Source organism: Pseudomonas sp. S49, from assembly GCF_009866785.1.
GTDB lineage: Bacteria > Pseudomonadota > Gammaproteobacteria > Pseudomonadales > Pseudomonadaceae > Aquipseudomonas.
This window is the reverse complement of record NZ_CP019432.1, coordinates 1,580,445-1,595,739: the sequence shown is the minus strand read 5'-3', so window position 1 is coordinate 1,595,739 and position 15,295 is coordinate 1,580,445. Positions and strand designations below refer to the sequence as shown.

14 protein-coding genes are annotated in these 15,295 nt (G+C 59.2%); 5 read left to right on the top strand and 9 right to left on the bottom strand.

The features are described from left to right. The 5 genes from PspS49_RS07005 to PspS49_RS06985 all read right to left on the bottom strand — a co-directional run bounded on the left by PspS49_RS07005 (position 1) and on the right by PspS49_RS06985 (position 5,447). A complete protein-coding gene (locus PspS49_RS07005) occupies positions 1 to 729 on the bottom strand; it encodes a hypothetical protein (protein ID WP_160038633.1) in 729 nt (242 codons plus the stop codon). Positions 730 to 758: 29 nt separating this feature from the next. Continuing rightward, complete coding sequence (locus PspS49_RS07000; RefSeq protein ID WP_160038631.1) at positions 759 to 1,493, bottom strand: hypothetical protein; 735 nt, start codon at positions 1,491 to 1,493, stop codon at positions 759 to 761. 333 nt (positions 1,494 to 1,826) lie between these two features. Beyond that, positions 1,827 to 3,158 (bottom strand): MFS transporter, encoded by a 1,332-nt coding sequence (locus tag PspS49_RS06995; protein ID WP_150749335.1) that lies wholly within the window; start codon positions 3,156 to 3,158, stop codon positions 1,827 to 1,829. A 172-nt stretch (positions 3,159 to 3,330) separates the two neighbouring features. After that, positions 3,331 to 4,257, bottom strand: a complete 927-nt coding sequence (locus tag PspS49_RS06990) for a hydroxymethylglutaryl-CoA lyase (protein WP_160038629.1) — start codon at positions 4,255 to 4,257, stop codon at positions 3,331 to 3,333. Next, positions 4,254 to 5,447: a CaiB/BaiF CoA-transferase family protein gene (locus tag PspS49_RS06985; protein WP_127926162.1), complete on the bottom strand. Its 1,194-nt coding sequence runs from the start codon at positions 5,445 to 5,447 to the stop codon at positions 4,254 to 4,256. The genes PspS49_RS06990 and PspS49_RS06985 overlap by 4 nt, the downstream gene beginning before the upstream one ends. A gap of 377 nt (positions 5,448 to 5,824) precedes the next feature. Between PspS49_RS06985 and PspS49_RS06980 the strand changes: the two genes are divergently transcribed. Together PspS49_RS06980 and PspS49_RS06975 are read left to right on the top strand one after the other, a co-directional pair. Continuing rightward, on the top strand, positions 5,825 to 7,060 hold the full coding sequence (locus PspS49_RS06980) for an aminotransferase class I/II-fold pyridoxal phosphate-dependent enzyme (protein WP_238786331.1): 1,236 nt from the start codon (positions 5,825 to 5,827) through the stop codon (positions 7,058 to 7,060). Positions 7,061 to 7,075: 15 nt separating this feature from the next. Then, on the top strand, positions 7,076 to 8,242 hold the full coding sequence (locus PspS49_RS06975) for an MFS transporter (protein WP_150749339.1): 1,167 nt from the start codon (positions 7,076 to 7,078) through the stop codon (positions 8,240 to 8,242). A gap of 42 nt (positions 8,243 to 8,284) precedes the next feature. On the opposite strand, the gene PspS49_RS06970 is transcribed toward PspS49_RS06975, so the two are convergent. Together PspS49_RS06970 and PspS49_RS06965 are read right to left on the bottom strand one after the other, a co-directional pair. After that, a complete protein-coding gene (locus tag PspS49_RS06970) occupies positions 8,285 to 9,196 on the bottom strand; it encodes a LysR family transcriptional regulator (protein WP_127926159.1) in 912 nt (303 codons plus the stop codon). An 83-nt stretch (positions 9,197 to 9,279) separates the two neighbouring features. Next, positions 9,280 to 10,557, bottom strand: a complete 1,278-nt coding sequence (locus tag PspS49_RS06965) for a hypothetical protein (protein ID WP_150749340.1) — start codon at positions 10,555 to 10,557, stop codon at positions 9,280 to 9,282. Positions 10,558 to 10,775: 218 nt separating this feature from the next. Between PspS49_RS06965 and PspS49_RS06960 the strand changes: the two genes are divergently transcribed. Then, complete coding sequence (locus PspS49_RS06960) at positions 10,776 to 11,399, top strand: hypothetical protein (protein ID WP_160038627.1); 624 nt, start codon at positions 10,776 to 10,778, stop codon at positions 11,397 to 11,399. A gap of 28 nt (positions 11,400 to 11,427) precedes the next feature. Here PspS49_RS06960 and yiaY read toward each other — a convergent pair whose 3' ends face one another. Then, complete coding sequence (yiaY, locus tag PspS49_RS06955) at positions 11,428 to 12,576, bottom strand: L-threonine dehydrogenase (protein ID WP_160038625.1); 1,149 nt, start codon at positions 12,574 to 12,576, stop codon at positions 11,428 to 11,430. 156 nt (positions 12,577 to 12,732) lie between these two features. Here yiaY and PspS49_RS06950 point away from each other — a divergent pair, with 156 nt between their 5' ends. Next, positions 12,733 to 13,752 (top strand): DUF4917 family protein, encoded by a 1,020-nt coding sequence (locus PspS49_RS06950; RefSeq protein ID WP_160038623.1) that lies wholly within the window; start codon positions 12,733 to 12,735, stop codon positions 13,750 to 13,752. 101 nt (positions 13,753 to 13,853) lie between these two features. On the opposite strand, the gene PspS49_RS06945 is transcribed toward PspS49_RS06950, so the two are convergent. Next, a complete protein-coding gene (locus PspS49_RS06945; protein ID WP_150706184.1) occupies positions 13,854 to 14,396 on the bottom strand; it encodes an XRE family transcriptional regulator in 543 nt (180 codons plus the stop codon). A 106-nt stretch (positions 14,397 to 14,502) separates the two neighbouring features. On the opposite strand from PspS49_RS06945, the gene PspS49_RS06940 reads away from it, so the two are divergent. Beyond that, positions 14,503 to 15,285 carry an aldolase gene (locus tag PspS49_RS06940; protein ID WP_007911518.1) on the top strand — a complete coding sequence of 261 codons (783 nt, stop codon included), beginning with the start codon at positions 14,503 to 14,505 and terminating at the stop codon, positions 15,283 to 15,285. The last annotated feature ends 10 nt before the right edge of the window (positions 15,286 to 15,295 follow it).

Here is a 15,295-nt window from a genome sequence, read left to right as displayed (position 1 = left end):
TCAGTAACCTCTGAGGTCTTCGGGGACGATGTATTGCTGGCCGTCGTAGGTCAGGACGACGCGAGTTTTCTTCATATCGATCGTTTTCGAGATGCACTCCTTGCCCGACAGGAAGGATTTGTAAACTGAACCACTCGAGCTGACGATCAGATCGGCAAAACCATGGTGGCTCGTCGCGCCGATATCAACAGTCCTGCGGATTTGCGTGTCTTCGGTGGCACACTCATCCGTCCCTTCGCCGAACTCCTTGCGAATCACCAAGCCTTCCAGCACCGGGCGCAACTTGTTGCCTTCGCGCACATATAACGCCAAATCGGTTTTTGCGTAAGGATTGGCTCTGGAGCCGTGACTGGCGAATTTCGAACGCAATCCGAATGCACGGACATCTGCTGCCAATCGGTAGCGGGCCGTATCGATTGTCAGATCGTCGAAGCTGATGGCATCGGAATTGTAGGCGCCCGGCTTTGCATAAGTAGCGAGGCTCTTGCCGCTTGTCGAACTGACGAGCGCCAGTTCCAGATCGAACACCCCCATTTCGTCGTCGCCCGAATCGGAGAGAAATGAAGATTTCGCCGCAATCGACTGGTCGTTGTACGCCGGCCACGCTTTGCAGCGCGAAAGGGAATGGCCGTCGAACTTCTTCACTTCGCAGGCGGCCTGGGCTTGGGCGGTCATCGTTAAAAGGCCCATCGCGATGAACGAGCCCAGCAATGTAGTACGCGAGAACATTATTCTTCCTTGAGTAAAAGACATCGGTCTTAGAGGCCTTTGAAATCTTCAGGCATTACGTAGTTTTTGCCGTCATAGCGAAGTGTCGTCAAGACCGGTTTTTGCGTGACGGTATTGGATACACACGCCTCGCCCTCGCCCTCGCCAACGGTCGAGCTACGGATCGTTTTGATCATCAGATCGGCATAGCCATGGCTGCTGGTCTTGGCCAGCGCCACGGTTCGCGTAGTCTCGTAGCGCTCTCCCGCACAATTGCCATCCCACTCCCCGCCATATTCATAAACCACCAGCCGATTCATGACAGGACGCAATGCGTTGCCGTCTTTCACATAGAGCGACAACCAGGTTTGATCCAGAGGATTCACGCGCGAAGAGCCTTTGAACCGTACTCGCACGCCAAAGGCCTGCAATTGCGGCGTGAGCTTATAGCGGGCGGTATCGAATTTCAGTTCGTCCAGCGCGATTGCATCCACAGAGAATGCGGAGGGCTGATAAAAGCTCGCTAACGGCTTGGAGTCTGCACTCGCCACCAAGGCCAAACGCAGATCGTAAAGCCCTACAGTCCCTGACTCGCCATACACCGGATCGGGCGAGAAATTGGCAGCAGCGGTGAGCGTCAGCCCGGGATACGCCGGCCAGTCTTTGCAGAGGGAAAAATCCATCTCATGCGCGGTTGGCGCCGGTGTGCAATCGGCGAATGCCTGCCCCGCCAGCAACCAGCCGCACAATGCCGCACACCCGATCCAGCCAGACTTCACTGTCACTTCCCGCTCCTTGAGCACTTTTCAGCCGCGCACTATCCCCTGCTGTATCGGCGCTTTCAACCGAATCATCAGTAAACCAACGTGCATTTCCCGCTTGGCAGCGAGAAGTCGTTGACGGCGTTGCGGGTGTTGGGGCGATGTTGGCGATTGCCAGCGTGGTGTTGATTCGTGTGTTTGAGAAAAATGGGGTGGCTGTTAACTGATGGAATCAGTCCGTGATTTATCAGTCTCTGGAAGTCAGTCTTCGCGAGCAGGCTCGCTCCCACAGGGGAATGCATTTCAAATGTGGGAGCGAGCCTGCTCGCGAAAGTGTCATTGCAGGCGCCGCCAATCTCAGAACTTGTCGAGCGTGCGCAACTTCTGCGGCAAGCCCCACAGCAACAGTGCCGCAGCGATCAACGCCGCCACGCCAATCACATACAGCGCCGGCGTGGTGCTGCCGGTCAGGTCCTTGATCCGCCCGACCATCACCGGGCTGACGATCCCGCCGAATTGCCCCAGCGTGTTGATCACCGCAATCCCGCCCGCCGCACCAGCGCCCGCCCCGGCCAGCAACTTCGGTGGCAGCGTCCAGAAGCTCGGAATCGAGGCGATGATCCCGGCGCCAAGCAAGCCAAGAGCAACGATCAAAAACGTGGTGTGGCTGGCGAAAATCCCCGCACTGAAAAAGCCGATCGCGCCGACGATGACCAGCCCGGCGACAAATTTGCGCCGCTCGCCCGTCGCATCCGACAAACGCCCGATCACCACCATGCTGATCGCCCCGCAAATGTACGGGATAGCCGTCAGCAGACCGATCATCACCGGGCTCTCGGTGCCGGCGCTGCGGATCAGCTGTGGCGCCCAGAAGTTCAAGCCGTAGGACGCCACCTGGATCAGAAAGTAGATCAGCCCCAAGGTCAGAAAACCGGGAATCTTCAACGCCGCGAGCAACGACCCACCGCTCTTGTGCGGCTCATGCTGGGCGATGCGGCTGGACAGCATTTTTTTCTCGTCAGACGTCAGCCAGTGCGCATCCTCGATGCGATCCTTGAGCAGCATCAGCACCAGAAAACCAAGGCCGATGCACGGCACACCGCCGAGCAGGAACAGCCAGTGCCAGCCGCGCATTTGCAGCACGCCGTCGAGGTGTTCCAGTACCAGACCGGAGAACGGCGCGCCGACCAGCCCGGCAAACGCTGAGGCGAGAAACAGCATCGAGGTGATGCGGCCACGGAAGTGCTGCGGAAACCACAGCGTCAGGTAATACAGCACGCCCGGGGCAAAACCGGCTTCCATCGCACCGATCACAAAGCGCAGCGCATAGAACTGCCATTCGCTGTTGACGAACACCATCGCCGCTGTCGCTACGCCCCACGACATCATGATCCGCGCGATCCAGCGCCGTGCGCCGACCTTGTACAGCATCATGTTGCTCGGCACTTCGAACAGCACATAACCGACGACGAACAGCCCGGCGCCGAGGCCGTACGCGGTGTCGCTCAGGCTCAAATCGGTCTGCAACTGGAACTTGGCGAAGCTGATGTTGATGCGGTCGAAAAAAGCGAACAGGTAGCAGACCATGATCAGCGGCATCAGACGCCAGGCGACTTTGCTGACCAAGGCTTTTTCGGCGTCGTGATCGACGGACGGACGGGCGCCCGCCTCCATTACATTGAGGCTCATAGCTTTTCTCCAGACGGACTGCCGGTGGGCGTCCGATTGTTTTTGTTGTCTGGTATGCGTTTTTAACTGTAGGAGTGAGCCTGCTCGCGATAGCGGTGTGTCAGGCAACATTTGCGGTGATTGATACACCGCTATCGCGAGCAGGCGAAGGCCTACAGGGGTATTGGTGTTGTCAGGTGGGGATCGGGTGCAGGTCGCAGTTGCGCCCGGCCTTGGCCAGTTGGCCGGGGACTTCGTGGCCCAGCAGATCCGGCAAGCCGCGCGAGAGTTTCAGCAGCAGCGGCAAGTCGATACCGGTGTGAATACCGATCTCATCGCACAGGTTTACCAGGTCTTCAGTGCAGATATTGCCCGACGCGCCCGGCGCAAACGGACAGCCACCGAGACCGCCAAGCGCCGCATCGAAACGTCGCGCCCCCGCCTCGTAAGCCGCCAGCACATTGCACAATCCCAAACCACGGGTGTTGTGGAAATGCAGGGTCAGATCAGCCGCCGAAACCCGCTGCAACACTCGCCACACCAACCGGTCGACCTGACGCGGATTGGCCATGCCAGTGGTGTCGGCCAGGGTAATGCCCTGAATCCCGAGCTCCTGATAAGCATCGACGATTTGCAGTACGCGATCCTCGTCGATCTGGCCTTCGAACGGGCAACCGAACGTGGTGGCGATACTGCCATTGAGGCGCACACCGGAACCGCTGGCGAACGCAACAATCTCTGCAAACGCCGTCAGCGAATCCTCGCAGCGCATGCGCATGTTGGCCATGTTGTGCGTCTGGCTGGCGGACATCACCAGATTCAACTCGTCGGCACCCGCCGCCAATGCACGTTGCGCACCTTTGAGGTTGGGAATCAGCGCGACGTAAATCACCCCCGGCTGTCGTTGAATGCCAGTGAAGACCTGCTCGCCGTCACGCAGCGCTGGAATGGCTTTCGGTGAGACGAACGAGCCGGCTTCGATGCGGCTGAAACCGGCCAGCGACAGTTGATCGATCAGCGCGATCTTGTCAGCGGTTTCCACCCACGTTGGTTCGATCTGCAAGCCGTCGCGGGGCGAGACTTCCTGGACGATCAGGGTTTGCGAATAGTCCGTGATCATTGCACCACCCCTTGGCTTTTCAGGCGTTCGATGTCGAGTTCAGTCAGACCGAGGCCGGCGAGAATACCGTCGGTGTGCTGGCCGAGTTTCGGCCCCGACCAGTTCACCTCGCCGGGGGTTTCCGATAGTTTCGGGACGATGCCGGGCATCTTCACCGTTGCACCGCCGGGCAATTCGGCATTGAGCAACATGTCCCGGGCCTGATAGTGCGGATCGGCAACGATGTCGGCCACCGAATAGATTCGCCCCGCGGGCACTTCAGCGGCTTCGAGCGTGGCGAGCACATCGTCGATCGGCAGGCTGCTGGTCCAGTGGGTGATCGCGGCGTCGAGCAAACCGCTCTTGGCCGCGCGGCCGTCGTTGTGGGCGAAATCCTCTGCCTCAGCCAGGTCATCGCGACCGATAGTTCGCATCAGCCGCTTGTAGATCGGGTCGCTGTTGCCGGCAATTACCACGTAAGCGCCATCCGCCGTGAGGTAAGTATTCGATGGCGCGATCCCCGGCAAGGCGCCGCCGCTGCGCTCACGGACATGACCCAGCATGTCGTATTCCGGCACCAGACTTTCCATGACGTTGAACACGCTTTCGGCCAGCGACACGTCGACGACCTGCCCGCCACCCTGCCCGGTCTTGACCCGCAGCAGCGCCATCAGCGCGCCGATCACCGCGTGCAGCGAGGCCAGCGAATCACCGAGGCTGACGCCGACCCGCGCCGGTGGTGAACCGGGAGTGCCAGTGGTGTAACGAATGCCGCCCATCGCTTCGCCGATCGCGCCGAAGCCGGGACGATCGCGGTACGGACCGGTCTGGCCGTAGCCGGAAATGCGCACGAGGGTGAGATTGGGGTTCAGCGCGTGGAGTACGTCCCAGCCCAGGCCAAGTTTCTCCAGCGCACCGGGGCGCAGGTTTTCGATGATGACGTCGGCATCGCTGGCCAGTTGCTTGACCAGTTCGATGCCTTCGGCGGATTTCAGGTTGAGCGCCAGCGATTTCTTGTTGCGTGATTGCAGGTACCACCACAGCGACGTGCCTTCGTGCAGCTTGCGCCATTTGCGCAGCGGGTCGCCCTGACCCATGGCTTCGATCTTGATCACCTCGGCGCCGAACTCGGCGAGCATGCGCGCGGCAAACGGCGCGGCGATCAGGGTGCCGATCTCGATCACTTTGATCGCACTCAAGGGGGCAGTCATCGCGGGGTACCTCTTGTTCTTGGAATAGGTGGCCAAGGCTAGAGGAACGCCAAACGAAGAATCCAATCTTCTCTCGGCAATGAGCGTTCGCGAAATGCGAACGCTCGGGCGAGATTTCGTTGAACTCAGGTCCGTCATCAGCCGGTCGGGCTCACTGACCGGGGTTGGTCAGTGTCGGCAGGATTGCAATTTTTCGCCCACGTCAGAAAGGTGATTACTCGACAGATTTTCGTCGCTTCGCCCTACAAACAAAACTCCGTCGCCTCTCAGGATTCGCGGAAACAGCCGATTTTTGCCGGACTTTTCGCTCTGTAAAGTCTGGCAACACACACAAATTGCAACACCCCACGGATCGCTACGCTCAAGGAATGTCACCTGTGAATCTTCCGTTGCACACGCCCAATCTGTATTCCAATTTCCGCAAAATCATCGCCCTGGCCGACCACGATTGGGACATCGCCGAACTGGGCAAAGTCGCCGGCCTCAATGTCGAAGTGAAGAGCCCCAACCACCTGCTTGATCAGTACGGACGTGAACTCCATCATTTCTGCACGACCTCATACCTTGGCCTCGATCATCACCCTGCCCTGCTCGAGGGTGCCATCACCGCGTTGCGCGAAACCGGCAGCCTGCGCGTCGCCAACTCGAAGAACCGCTGCAAACTGGCAATTCTCGAGCAATACGAGAACGAATTGTCGCAACTGTTCGATGCCGTCTGCCTGAGCACCTTGTCTTGCAGCGCCGCCAGCGCCGGAATCCTGCCATTACTGGCCAGCGGCATCTTCACCGAAGGCCGGCCACCGGTGATGGTATTTGACCGTTACGCGCATTATTCGATGAATCATTTGAAGGCCGCGTGCGCCGATGAAACCCGCGTCGTGACTGCGCCGCACAACGACATGGAGTTCCTCGAACGCGTCTGCCAGCAACACGGCCGCGTGGCGTATGTCGCTGATGGCGCGTACAGCATGGGCGGCGTTGCCAACATGGACGGTCTGCTGTACTTGAAGGATCGCTACGGGTTGTTTCTTTATCTGGATGATTCTCACGCGTTGTCCGCTGTCGGTGAGCATGGCGCCGGACTTGTTCGGCCGCGGATGGCGGCGCTGGAGGAGGACTGCCTGATCGTCGCGTCACTGGCCAAGTCGTTTGGCGCCAGCGGCGGGTTGGTGATGCTGGGCAACGAGCGACAGAAAACACTTGTTCAGCGCTACGGCGGGCCAAGCAACTGGTCGCAGAGTCTCAACTGCGCGGCGATCGGTGCCGGCAGAGCGTCTATCCGCCTGCATCGCAGCGCCGAGCTTGTCACGCTGCAAAGCAATCTTGCGGCTAACATCCGCCTCTTCGACAGCCTGATCAGCACCGATCAGTGCCACAGCAACATAGCCATTCGGTTGATCAAGTGCGCACAGGCTGCCGTGGCCAATCGTATTGCCAGTGAATTGGCCGAACAGGGATTTTTCACCAGCGCGGTATTTTTCCCGGTGGTCGCTCAAGGCAAGGCAGCCATCCGTATTACGCTGCGCGCGGACATGCAGCCGGCGCTGATTCGGCGCTTCTGTGAACTGATCACCGGACTGTTGCGTACCCACCGTTGCGATTTCGACGACTGAAAACAGGGACAAGTCATGAACGCCAGCGTCACCCTTCTGATCACCTGCAGCACGGTTTTTCTCGCCCAGTTGGGCATGAGTATTTATTTGCCGGCAGTACCGGAGATCGCCCTACACCTGGGTGCGGAAGCTGCAAAGGTGTCGTGGGGGTTGTCGCTGTACCTGATCGGCATGGCGCTGCCGATGTTGTTCTGGGGCAGTCTGGCCCAACGCATCGGACGCAAACCGGTGTTATTGGCGGCGCTGGTTATTTACGGGGTGGCCAATCTGGCGTTGCCGTCGGGTTCGACGCTTGAAGCGTTTTTGCTGCTGCGACTGATGCAAGGCGTCGGTGCCAGCGGTATTTCAGTGATGGCACGGGTGCTGATCCGTGACAGCTTTCGCGGCGATCTGCTGGCCAGGGCGTTGTCGTGGATTTCGATTTCGTTCGTGGTGGCGCTGGGCATCGGCCAATATATGGGCTCGCTGATCGAGGTGACACTGGGCTGGCAGGCGATCTTCTATCTGCTCGGCGTGACGTGCCTGTTGATGGCGCTGATTGTGGCGCGAGTCACTTTCCCAGCGATGGCTGACGAACCGGCCAGCGCCTCATCGTGGTCGGCTTATCGGCAAATCCTGTTGCACCGGGCGTTTCTGCTGCCGGCTCTGGCCGGTGGCTTGGGCTACGGCGTGATCATCGCATTCAACACTGCGGCGCCACTGATTCTGCAGGGGCCATTCGCGTGGTCGTCGGTGGATTACGGACTGCTCGGCTGGCCCATCAGCGCTGCCTATTTTCTCGGCGCGCTGGCGGTCAATCACTTCGTGCTGCGCACCGGTCAGGCGTGGTTGATGGCGGTCGGTGCAGGTTTGGTATTGGCCGGTAGCAGCGTGATGTTGCTGGGCAGTCTGACGGCCAGTTCCATCGCATTACTGTTTTGGCTGCCGTATTGCGTTGCCGTGTTCGGCCAATCGTTGAACTACCCGATCAGCCTGTCCCGTGCCAACGATGGTGCGCCGATTGCCGGTGCTTATGCGATGGCACTGAGCGGGTTCATTCATCAATCGATGGCGGCAATCATTGGTGCGATGGCCAGTCTGATCGCCAGCCCACAGGCCTGGCGCCTGTCGCTGCTGTGCACCTTGCTCGCTGTCGGCACGATGCTCTGCGTGCGATTCGCGCCGATGGGCGACAAGCGTTAGAAGGCATTGCGGACAATCTCCTCAATCAGACCGCCGGGAATCTCACGAGCCCTGCCCTCGCAAGTGCTCAAACAGCATCCGACTCACCGGCGATAACCCCGCCTCATCCCGCACCACCACGATCAACGCACGATCCGACCAGTCATCCATCAACGGCACCGCATGCAAACCCAGCGCCTGACCAAACAATTCATAAGCGCGCTGCGGCAAAATGCCAATGCCCATGTTGGCCTGGACCATCCGGCACACCGCGTCGAACCCCGGCACATGAATGCGAATGCGCAGCACTTTGCCAGCCTGACGCGCCGCCGCATGGGTGCGCATATTGATCGAGCTGGCGGCGTGCAAACCGACATAATCGCTGTCCAGCGTCTCATCGAACGCCACCGATTCACGCGCGGCCAAGGGATGCTCTGGCAGCATGACCACCACCAGTTTGTCCTCGCGGTACAACACGCTGCGCAGACCTTTGGTGTCGCTGTCGTTGGAGCAGATGCCGAGATCCGCCACGCCATCGAGCACCCCCTGAATCACCCCGGCACTGGGTCGCTCTTCAAGATCGGTCTTGACCTGCGGGTGCTGCGCGGAGAAGTCGCGCAGGTCTTCGGGAAGAAACTGAATGATCGCCGACAGGTTCGCCAGCATGCGCACATAACCGCGCACGCCGTGGCTGTGTTCACCCAGTTCCAGGCCCATTTTCTCGACGTTGAACAACATCTGCCGCGCATGGTGCAGCAGCGTTTCGCCGGCGGGCGTCAGCGTCATGCCCTTGGCCTGACGCACGAACAGGCTGATCCCGAGCGCCTCTTCCAGCTCCATCAGCCGCTTGCTCGCCGCCGACACTGCGATGGCTTCGCGCGAGGCCGCGCGGGTCAACGTGCCCTCTTCATGGACGGCGACGAACAGTTGCAGGGTGATCAGGTCGAGGCGGCGGATCAGGCTCTTTTGCAGCATGGAGGGCTCGCTGACTGGGGTTATTCCGAGTCGGCAGGATAGCCCGGATTTCAATCACACCGAAAATGTGATGAACCCGCCCGTCAACTCGCCGCTGTCAGCAATCGCACCAGGTGAGCCGCTTCATTTCTATGCCCCAGCACCAGCACTGACGCCCCCTGCAGACAGGCATCCTGCGCAATCCACGGGATCTCGGCTGCACCCTCGACATCAAATAACGGATCCACTGCGCCATCGGCCAGAAAGCCAGCCGTCAGCAACCCTCGTGTGCCCTCCGAGGTCTGTCCGACCGTGACGATTCTCGGGCCGGGGGAGTCATTCAGCGCGAACCCTGCGCTCCAGCTTTTAAGATCCAGCGGCTGCTTTGCAAGGGTAATGACTGGCAGACCGAGATTAAACTCTGGATCAGCCTGGCCAGTGAGATTGATCCCGCTGATCAAGCCATGCTGACGTTTCTCCCCGGCGGAAGACTCGACGGCAGATCCGATCAATAACAAGCGCTGCGCCGATTGCACCACGATACGATTCACCGAGCTTTCAAGCGGTACACCGGCATTGTCCAGTTTCAGCAGTAGGGTACCGTCCTTGCCGAACGGCTTGGCAACCTGCCCGGAACTGTCGTAAGCCATGACCAGCCCCTGATTCGTCACTTCGGTCTTGCCATGGACAAGAATCTGCCCACCGTCCAACTGCGTGACCCCGTGCAACGTGATCGCCACACTTGGAAGCGTCAGAGGTATCCAGCCATTTTCAGCGAAATCGTCATCATTCCTGCCATCCAGAAAGAAACGCGCCAACAACCCGCTGCCCCCTTGGGAGGTGACGAAAAGCAATCTGTCCGGCATCGATTTCGCTGGAGTGGATTGGGCCAATATCAAGCGGCCGCCCGTGGCATTGTTCAGCGTGGGAATACGCATCGGCACGACTCGATAGCCCGACTGTTCATCACCAAAATCACGATCGAGCGTACCGTCGGGTTTGAATCGAGCGATGATTTGCTCGAGCTTGCCTGCTGCATTTGCGAGCACTGCACTCAACCAGAATGCACCGCTCGCATCGACGACCAGACTCCCGCCCTGTGATAACCGACCATTCGCAAACTGGCCGCCAAGGTACCCGCCCTGGCCGAAGCCGGTGTCGAGATGACCGTCAGGGAGCAGTCGTGCAAGTCCGTAATTCGAGGCTCCCGATGCGTCGATAACCGTTGTACTGACCATGATCCGACCCGAGGGCATCACTGCGACACTGTTACCGATGGTTTTGCGCGCGCCAGGAAACTGCAGCGTTTGCAGGCCTGAATGGGCAAACGTCTGATCCGGCTCACCTGCGAGTTGTGCGTTACGTGTAGTGGCTTCTGGCATGTTCGCGTGCTCCTGAAGAGATCGGAGTCGACCCCGTTATCAGAGCATTCGATCCGAAGCAGCCACGCCAGACAACTGACAGAAATGACAGTTTTTTAGAACAAAAAGAAATTACCGCCCAAGCAAAAAAAGCTAAAAAACTGGTAGTTCTTACAGGTTCTAAACGGGACACGCCGTGCCAGTGTTTCGTTTCAAATCAGCCTGAAACGAGAAACACAATGAGCACTCCCGACAAGCCCGACACGCAACCTGTCCCGCCCCCGACCATCACGTACCCCAAAAGGGACAGCGAAACGGGGGTTGCAACACTGTTTCTCGGCAGCGGTATACCGGGTGCTCTAGTGCAGGTTTGGAGCATTGCAGACAAGCATTCGCTCGGTGACGGACAGGTCAGCGCAAATGGACGATGGGCGTTTAGCATCAGCGGTGTCCAGTCTCCGGGTCAGCAGGAGATTCGCGCCCACCAGACATGGGAAGGCATCAAGTCAGACTGGAGTGAGGAGCGCAGATATACCGTGCTGCTGCGGCCGGCAATCGACGTCCCGGTAGTTTCCGAACCAAAAGAGGACGCACAGGTGAATACGGTTCCGGTCTTTTCGGGAGATGTCACAAAAGCTGAAGGCTTCGTTAGCATTATCGATCTGGACACCGGCGTGATGATTGCCAAAGCCGACGTCGACCCCCTCAAGCAATGGCGTACTCAGGTTACAAAACCCTTACCTCCCGGACTGAACCGGATATCCGCCATTCACAACATCAAAGGGAAGTTGTCTGACTGGGTCCGTGTTCGAACGTTTACGGTGACAGCTGAAGGCAAGGGCAAGGGCAAGGGCAAAACCTGACCGTCAAGAAATCAACCTGACCGGCCTCTCAAAACGCATTGCGAAAAATCTCCTCGATCTGGCGCTGATCGGCCGCCCGTGGGTTGGTCAAACCGCAGGCGTCTTTCAACGCATTGGTCGCGAGCAGCGGAATGTCACTGAGCTTGGCGCCGAGTTCACGCAAACCACCGGGAATCTCGACATCTTTGGCCAGGCAGCGGATCGCATTGATCGCCGCCTGGGCGCCCTCTTCGGGGCTGAAGCCACGAATGTCTGCGCCCATGGCGTGGGCAACATCGGTCAGCCGCTCGGCACAGACCAGCGCATTGAACGTCTGCACGTGGGGCAGCAGCACGGCATTGCACACGCCATGGGGCAGGTCGTAGAAACCGCCCAATTGATGCGCCATCGCATGCACGTAACCGAGGGACGCGTTGTTGAAGGCCATGCCGGCGAGGAACTGCGCGTAAGCCATGTTTTCCCGCGCGGCGAGGTCGCTGCCATCGCGCACGGCCAGGCGCAGGTTGTTGCTGATCAGGGTCATCGCCTTCAACGCGCAGGCATCGGTGATCGGGTTGGCAGCGGTCGAGACGTAGGCTTCGATGGCGTGGGTCAGTGCGTCCATGCCGGTGGCAGCCGTCAGGCCTTTGGGCATGGCAACCATCAATTCCGGGTCATTGACCGACAACAGCGGCGTGACATTGCGGTCGACGATGGCCATTTTCACGTGGCGCGATTCGTCGGTGATGATGCAGAAGCGCGTCATCTCGCTGGCGGTGCCGGCAGTGGTGTTGATCGCGATCAGTGGCAGTTGCGGCTTGCTCGATTGATCGATGCCTTCGTAATCACGGATCTGTCCGCCGTTGGTCGCACACAGGGCGATGCCTTTGGCGCAATCGTGAGGCGAACCGCCGCCCAGCGACACGACGAAATCGCAGCGACTTTCCTTGAGCAGCCCCAGCCCCGACTCGACATTGGCAATGCTCGGGTTGGGTTTGGCGCCGTCGAAAATCACCGAATCGATGTCCTGCATCGCCAGCTTCTCGGCGACCATGGTGGCCACGCCAGCCTTGGCCAGCCCGGTGTCGGTGACGATCAGCGCCTTGCGAAAACCATAGTTGCGGATCGCGACCATGGCTTCGTCGAGGCAGCCGTTGCCCATGATGTTTACCGCCGGAATGAAAAAGGTGCTGGTCATGCGCGCATCTCCTGACAGGGGCCGAATCGACTGCTCCGGTTCGGCGGATAGACACAGCATCGACCGATCGGTCACGAGCGATGTTGATCTGGCTCAATGCCCGCTCGTGATAAAGTCGCCGTCCATCAGCCCCTATGTTTTGAGACCGCCTACGCAATGACCGATTTTCTCGATGTCGACGCCAGCCTCGAAGACTGGAACACCCTGCGCGCCGCGACCGATTTCAGCGGTTTGCTGGTGGGCAATGGCGCCAGCCGTGCGGTGTGGGAAGACTTCGGCTACGACTCGCTGTTCGAAAACGCCCGCACCGTCGAAGAAAAACCGCTGAGCCCGTCGGAACTGGCGGTGTTCGACGCCATGCAAACGCGCAGCTTCGAGCAGGTACTCGGCGCACTGAAAACAACCAGCCGGGTCAACAAAGCCCTGGCCGTCAGTTCGGCGGCGCCGCGCAACCGCTACTACGCGATCAAGGAAGCGCTGATCAATACCGTGCACGCCGTGCACATTCCGTGGCGACTGGTGAAGCCTTCGACGCTGGCGACGGTGAACGAAGAACTGGCGCGCTATCGCACAGTATTCACCACCAATTACGACCTGCTCAACTACTGGGCGCTGCAACACCAAAACGAGGCCATCGACGACCTGTTCAACGGCCCGAATGCCAGTTTCGATCTGAGCGAAAGCACCACCGAAAAATCGCGTTTGCTGTACCTGCACGGCGGTCTGCATCTGGTGCGCAATCAGGACGGCACCGCGCGCAAATTGACCTCAACCGAAGGCACGCTGCTCGGCAGCTTCGCGATCAACAATACGATCAAGACGCTGGATGACGTACCGCTGTTCGTCACCGAAGGGCCGAGTGCAGACAAGCTCAAGACCATTCGCAGTTCGGATTATCTGTCGTTCTGTTATGAGCAATTGCTCGGGCATGGCGGCAGTTTGTGCATCTTTGGTCATGCGTTGGGCGAGCAGGATGCGCACATTGTTCGGGCGTTGCGCTTGGCGAAACCTGCGACGGTGGCGATCTCGATTTATCCGCGCAGTGCGGCGTTTGTTCAGCATCAGAAGCGGCATTACGCGCAGGTGTTCGAAGGCACAGGCGTTGAGTTGCGGTTTTTTGATGCGAAGAGCCATGCGCTCGGCAATCCGAAGTTATCGGTGCCGGTCGAGGTTTGATGCAGGCCTGACTGACGCCTTCGCGAGCAGGCTCGCTCCCACATCTGGAATGCATTCAACCTGTGGGAGCGAGCCTGCTCGCGAAGCTTTTGGGGCGCACCTCAATCTTCGCTGCTGTGCACCACCACCAGCAACTGCGCCTGCACATCCCCCACCGATCTGATCCGGTGCGGTTTCTGCGCATTGAAGTGCAGCGCATCACCGCGCTCCAGCAGCACCTTCTCGTTCATGAAATCCACTTCCACCTGCCCTTCGTGAACGAACAGAAACTCCTCGCCCAAGTGCTCCTTGAAGGTCTTGTCGCTGAACTCTTTCGGCGGATAGATGATGAACGGCAGCAGGTTGCGCTCGCTGACCTGATGCGCGAGCACGGCGTAGCCGGGGCTCTGGTCATTCGCCGCCAGTGACTGGCGCTCGTGGCTGCGCACCAGGCTGTAGCTGTCGAGGCTGACGTTGTCCTCAGAGAACAACTCCTCGACCTTCACATTCAGCGCTTTCGCCAGTTTCAACGCAGCAGCAATCGACGGCGTGTTCAGCCCGCGCTCGACTTTGGACAGATAACTCTTGGTCATGCCGGATTTTTCGGCCAGTGCCTCAAGGGTTACGCCAAGTTTTTTTCTCAATAATTTCAAACGGATAGACATGCGCGGCGGTTATTCCAGCAAGGAAGCGACGATTTGTGCTTGCCAATGACACTTTGTGTCATATAGCCTCTTTCGTGTCATTTGCAATCACCCAAAGGACACAGACATGGCCAAGACATTAGCACTACCCAAAGACCAACTGGTCAAGCAAGCGCTGACCCAGATGCAAAAAAGCCTGGCGGATAATACGTGGACCGATCGGCAAAAGCTGGCCCTGACCTGCCGGATTCTCTTCGAGAACGGTCACGACTCAGGCCTCGCCGGCCAAATCACCGCCCGTGGCCCGCAGCCCGGCACCTATTACACTCAGCAACTGGGGCTGGGTTTCGACGAAATCACCGCGAGCAATCTGCTGCTGGTCAACGAGGATCTGGAAGTCCTCGAAGGCCACGGCATGGCCAACCCGGCCAACCGTTTCCACAGCTGGGTTTACCGCGCTCGCCCGGATGTAAATTGCATCATTCACACCCATCCGACCCACGTCGCGGCGCTGTCGATGCTGGAAGTACCGCTGCAGATTTCCCACATGGATCTGTGCCCGCTGTACGACGACTGCGCGTTTCTCGAAGGTTGGCCGGGCGTGCCGGTGGGCAATGAAGAAGGTGAGCTGATTGCCGGTGCGCTGGGCGACAAACGCGCGATCCTGCTTTCGCACCACGGTCAGTTGTCGACCGGTACGACGATTGAAGAGGCCTGTGTCATCGCCCAATTGATCGAACGAGCGGCCAAGCTGCAACTGCTGGCGATGGCCGCCGGCACGATCAAACCGATCATCCCTGAACTGGGCCGCGAGGCGCATGACTGGATCGCCAAGCCGAAACGCCACGCCGCCGCCTTCAACTACTACGCCCGGCAGAACCTGCGCCAACACGCCGATTGCCTGAACTGAAACCTGTTAC

Coding starts and splice junctions, on each gene's coding strand:
- PspS49_RS07005 (WP_160038633.1), bottom strand. CDS start 729: ATGTTCTCGCGTACTACATTGCTGGGCTCGTTCATCGCGATGGGCCTT.
- PspS49_RS06995 (WP_150749335.1), bottom strand. CDS start 3,158: ATGAGCCTCAATGTAATGGAGGCGGGCGCCCGTCCGTCCGTCGATCAC.
- PspS49_RS06990 (WP_160038629.1), bottom strand. CDS start 4,257: ATGATCACGGACTATTCGCAAACCCTGATCGTCCAGGAAGTCTCGCCC.
- PspS49_RS06985 (WP_127926162.1), bottom strand. CDS start 5,447: ATGACTGCCCCCTTGAGTGCGATCAAAGTGATCGAGATCGGCACCCTG.
- PspS49_RS06975 (WP_150749339.1), top strand. CDS start 7,076: ATGAACGCCAGCGTCACCCTTCTGATCACCTGCAGCACGGTTTTTCTC.
- PspS49_RS06970 (WP_127926159.1), bottom strand. CDS start 9,196: ATGCTGCAAAAGAGCCTGATCCGCCGCCTCGACCTGATCACCCTGCAA.
- PspS49_RS06965 (WP_150749340.1), bottom strand. CDS start 10,557: ATGCCAGAAGCCACTACACGTAACGCACAACTCGCAGGTGAGCCGGAT.
- PspS49_RS06960 (WP_160038627.1), top strand. CDS start 10,776: ATGAGCACTCCCGACAAGCCCGACACGCAACCTGTCCCGCCCCCGACC.
- yiaY (WP_160038625.1), bottom strand. CDS start 12,576: ATGACCAGCACCTTTTTCATTCCGGCGGTAAACATCATGGGCAACGGC.
- PspS49_RS06950 (WP_160038623.1), top strand. CDS start 12,733: ATGACCGATTTTCTCGATGTCGACGCCAGCCTCGAAGACTGGAACACC.
- PspS49_RS06945 (WP_150706184.1), bottom strand. CDS start 14,396: ATGTCTATCCGTTTGAAATTATTGAGAAAAAAACTTGGCGTAACCCTT.
- PspS49_RS06940 (WP_007911518.1), top strand. CDS start 14,503: ATGGCCAAGACATTAGCACTACCCAAAGACCAACTGGTCAAGCAAGCG.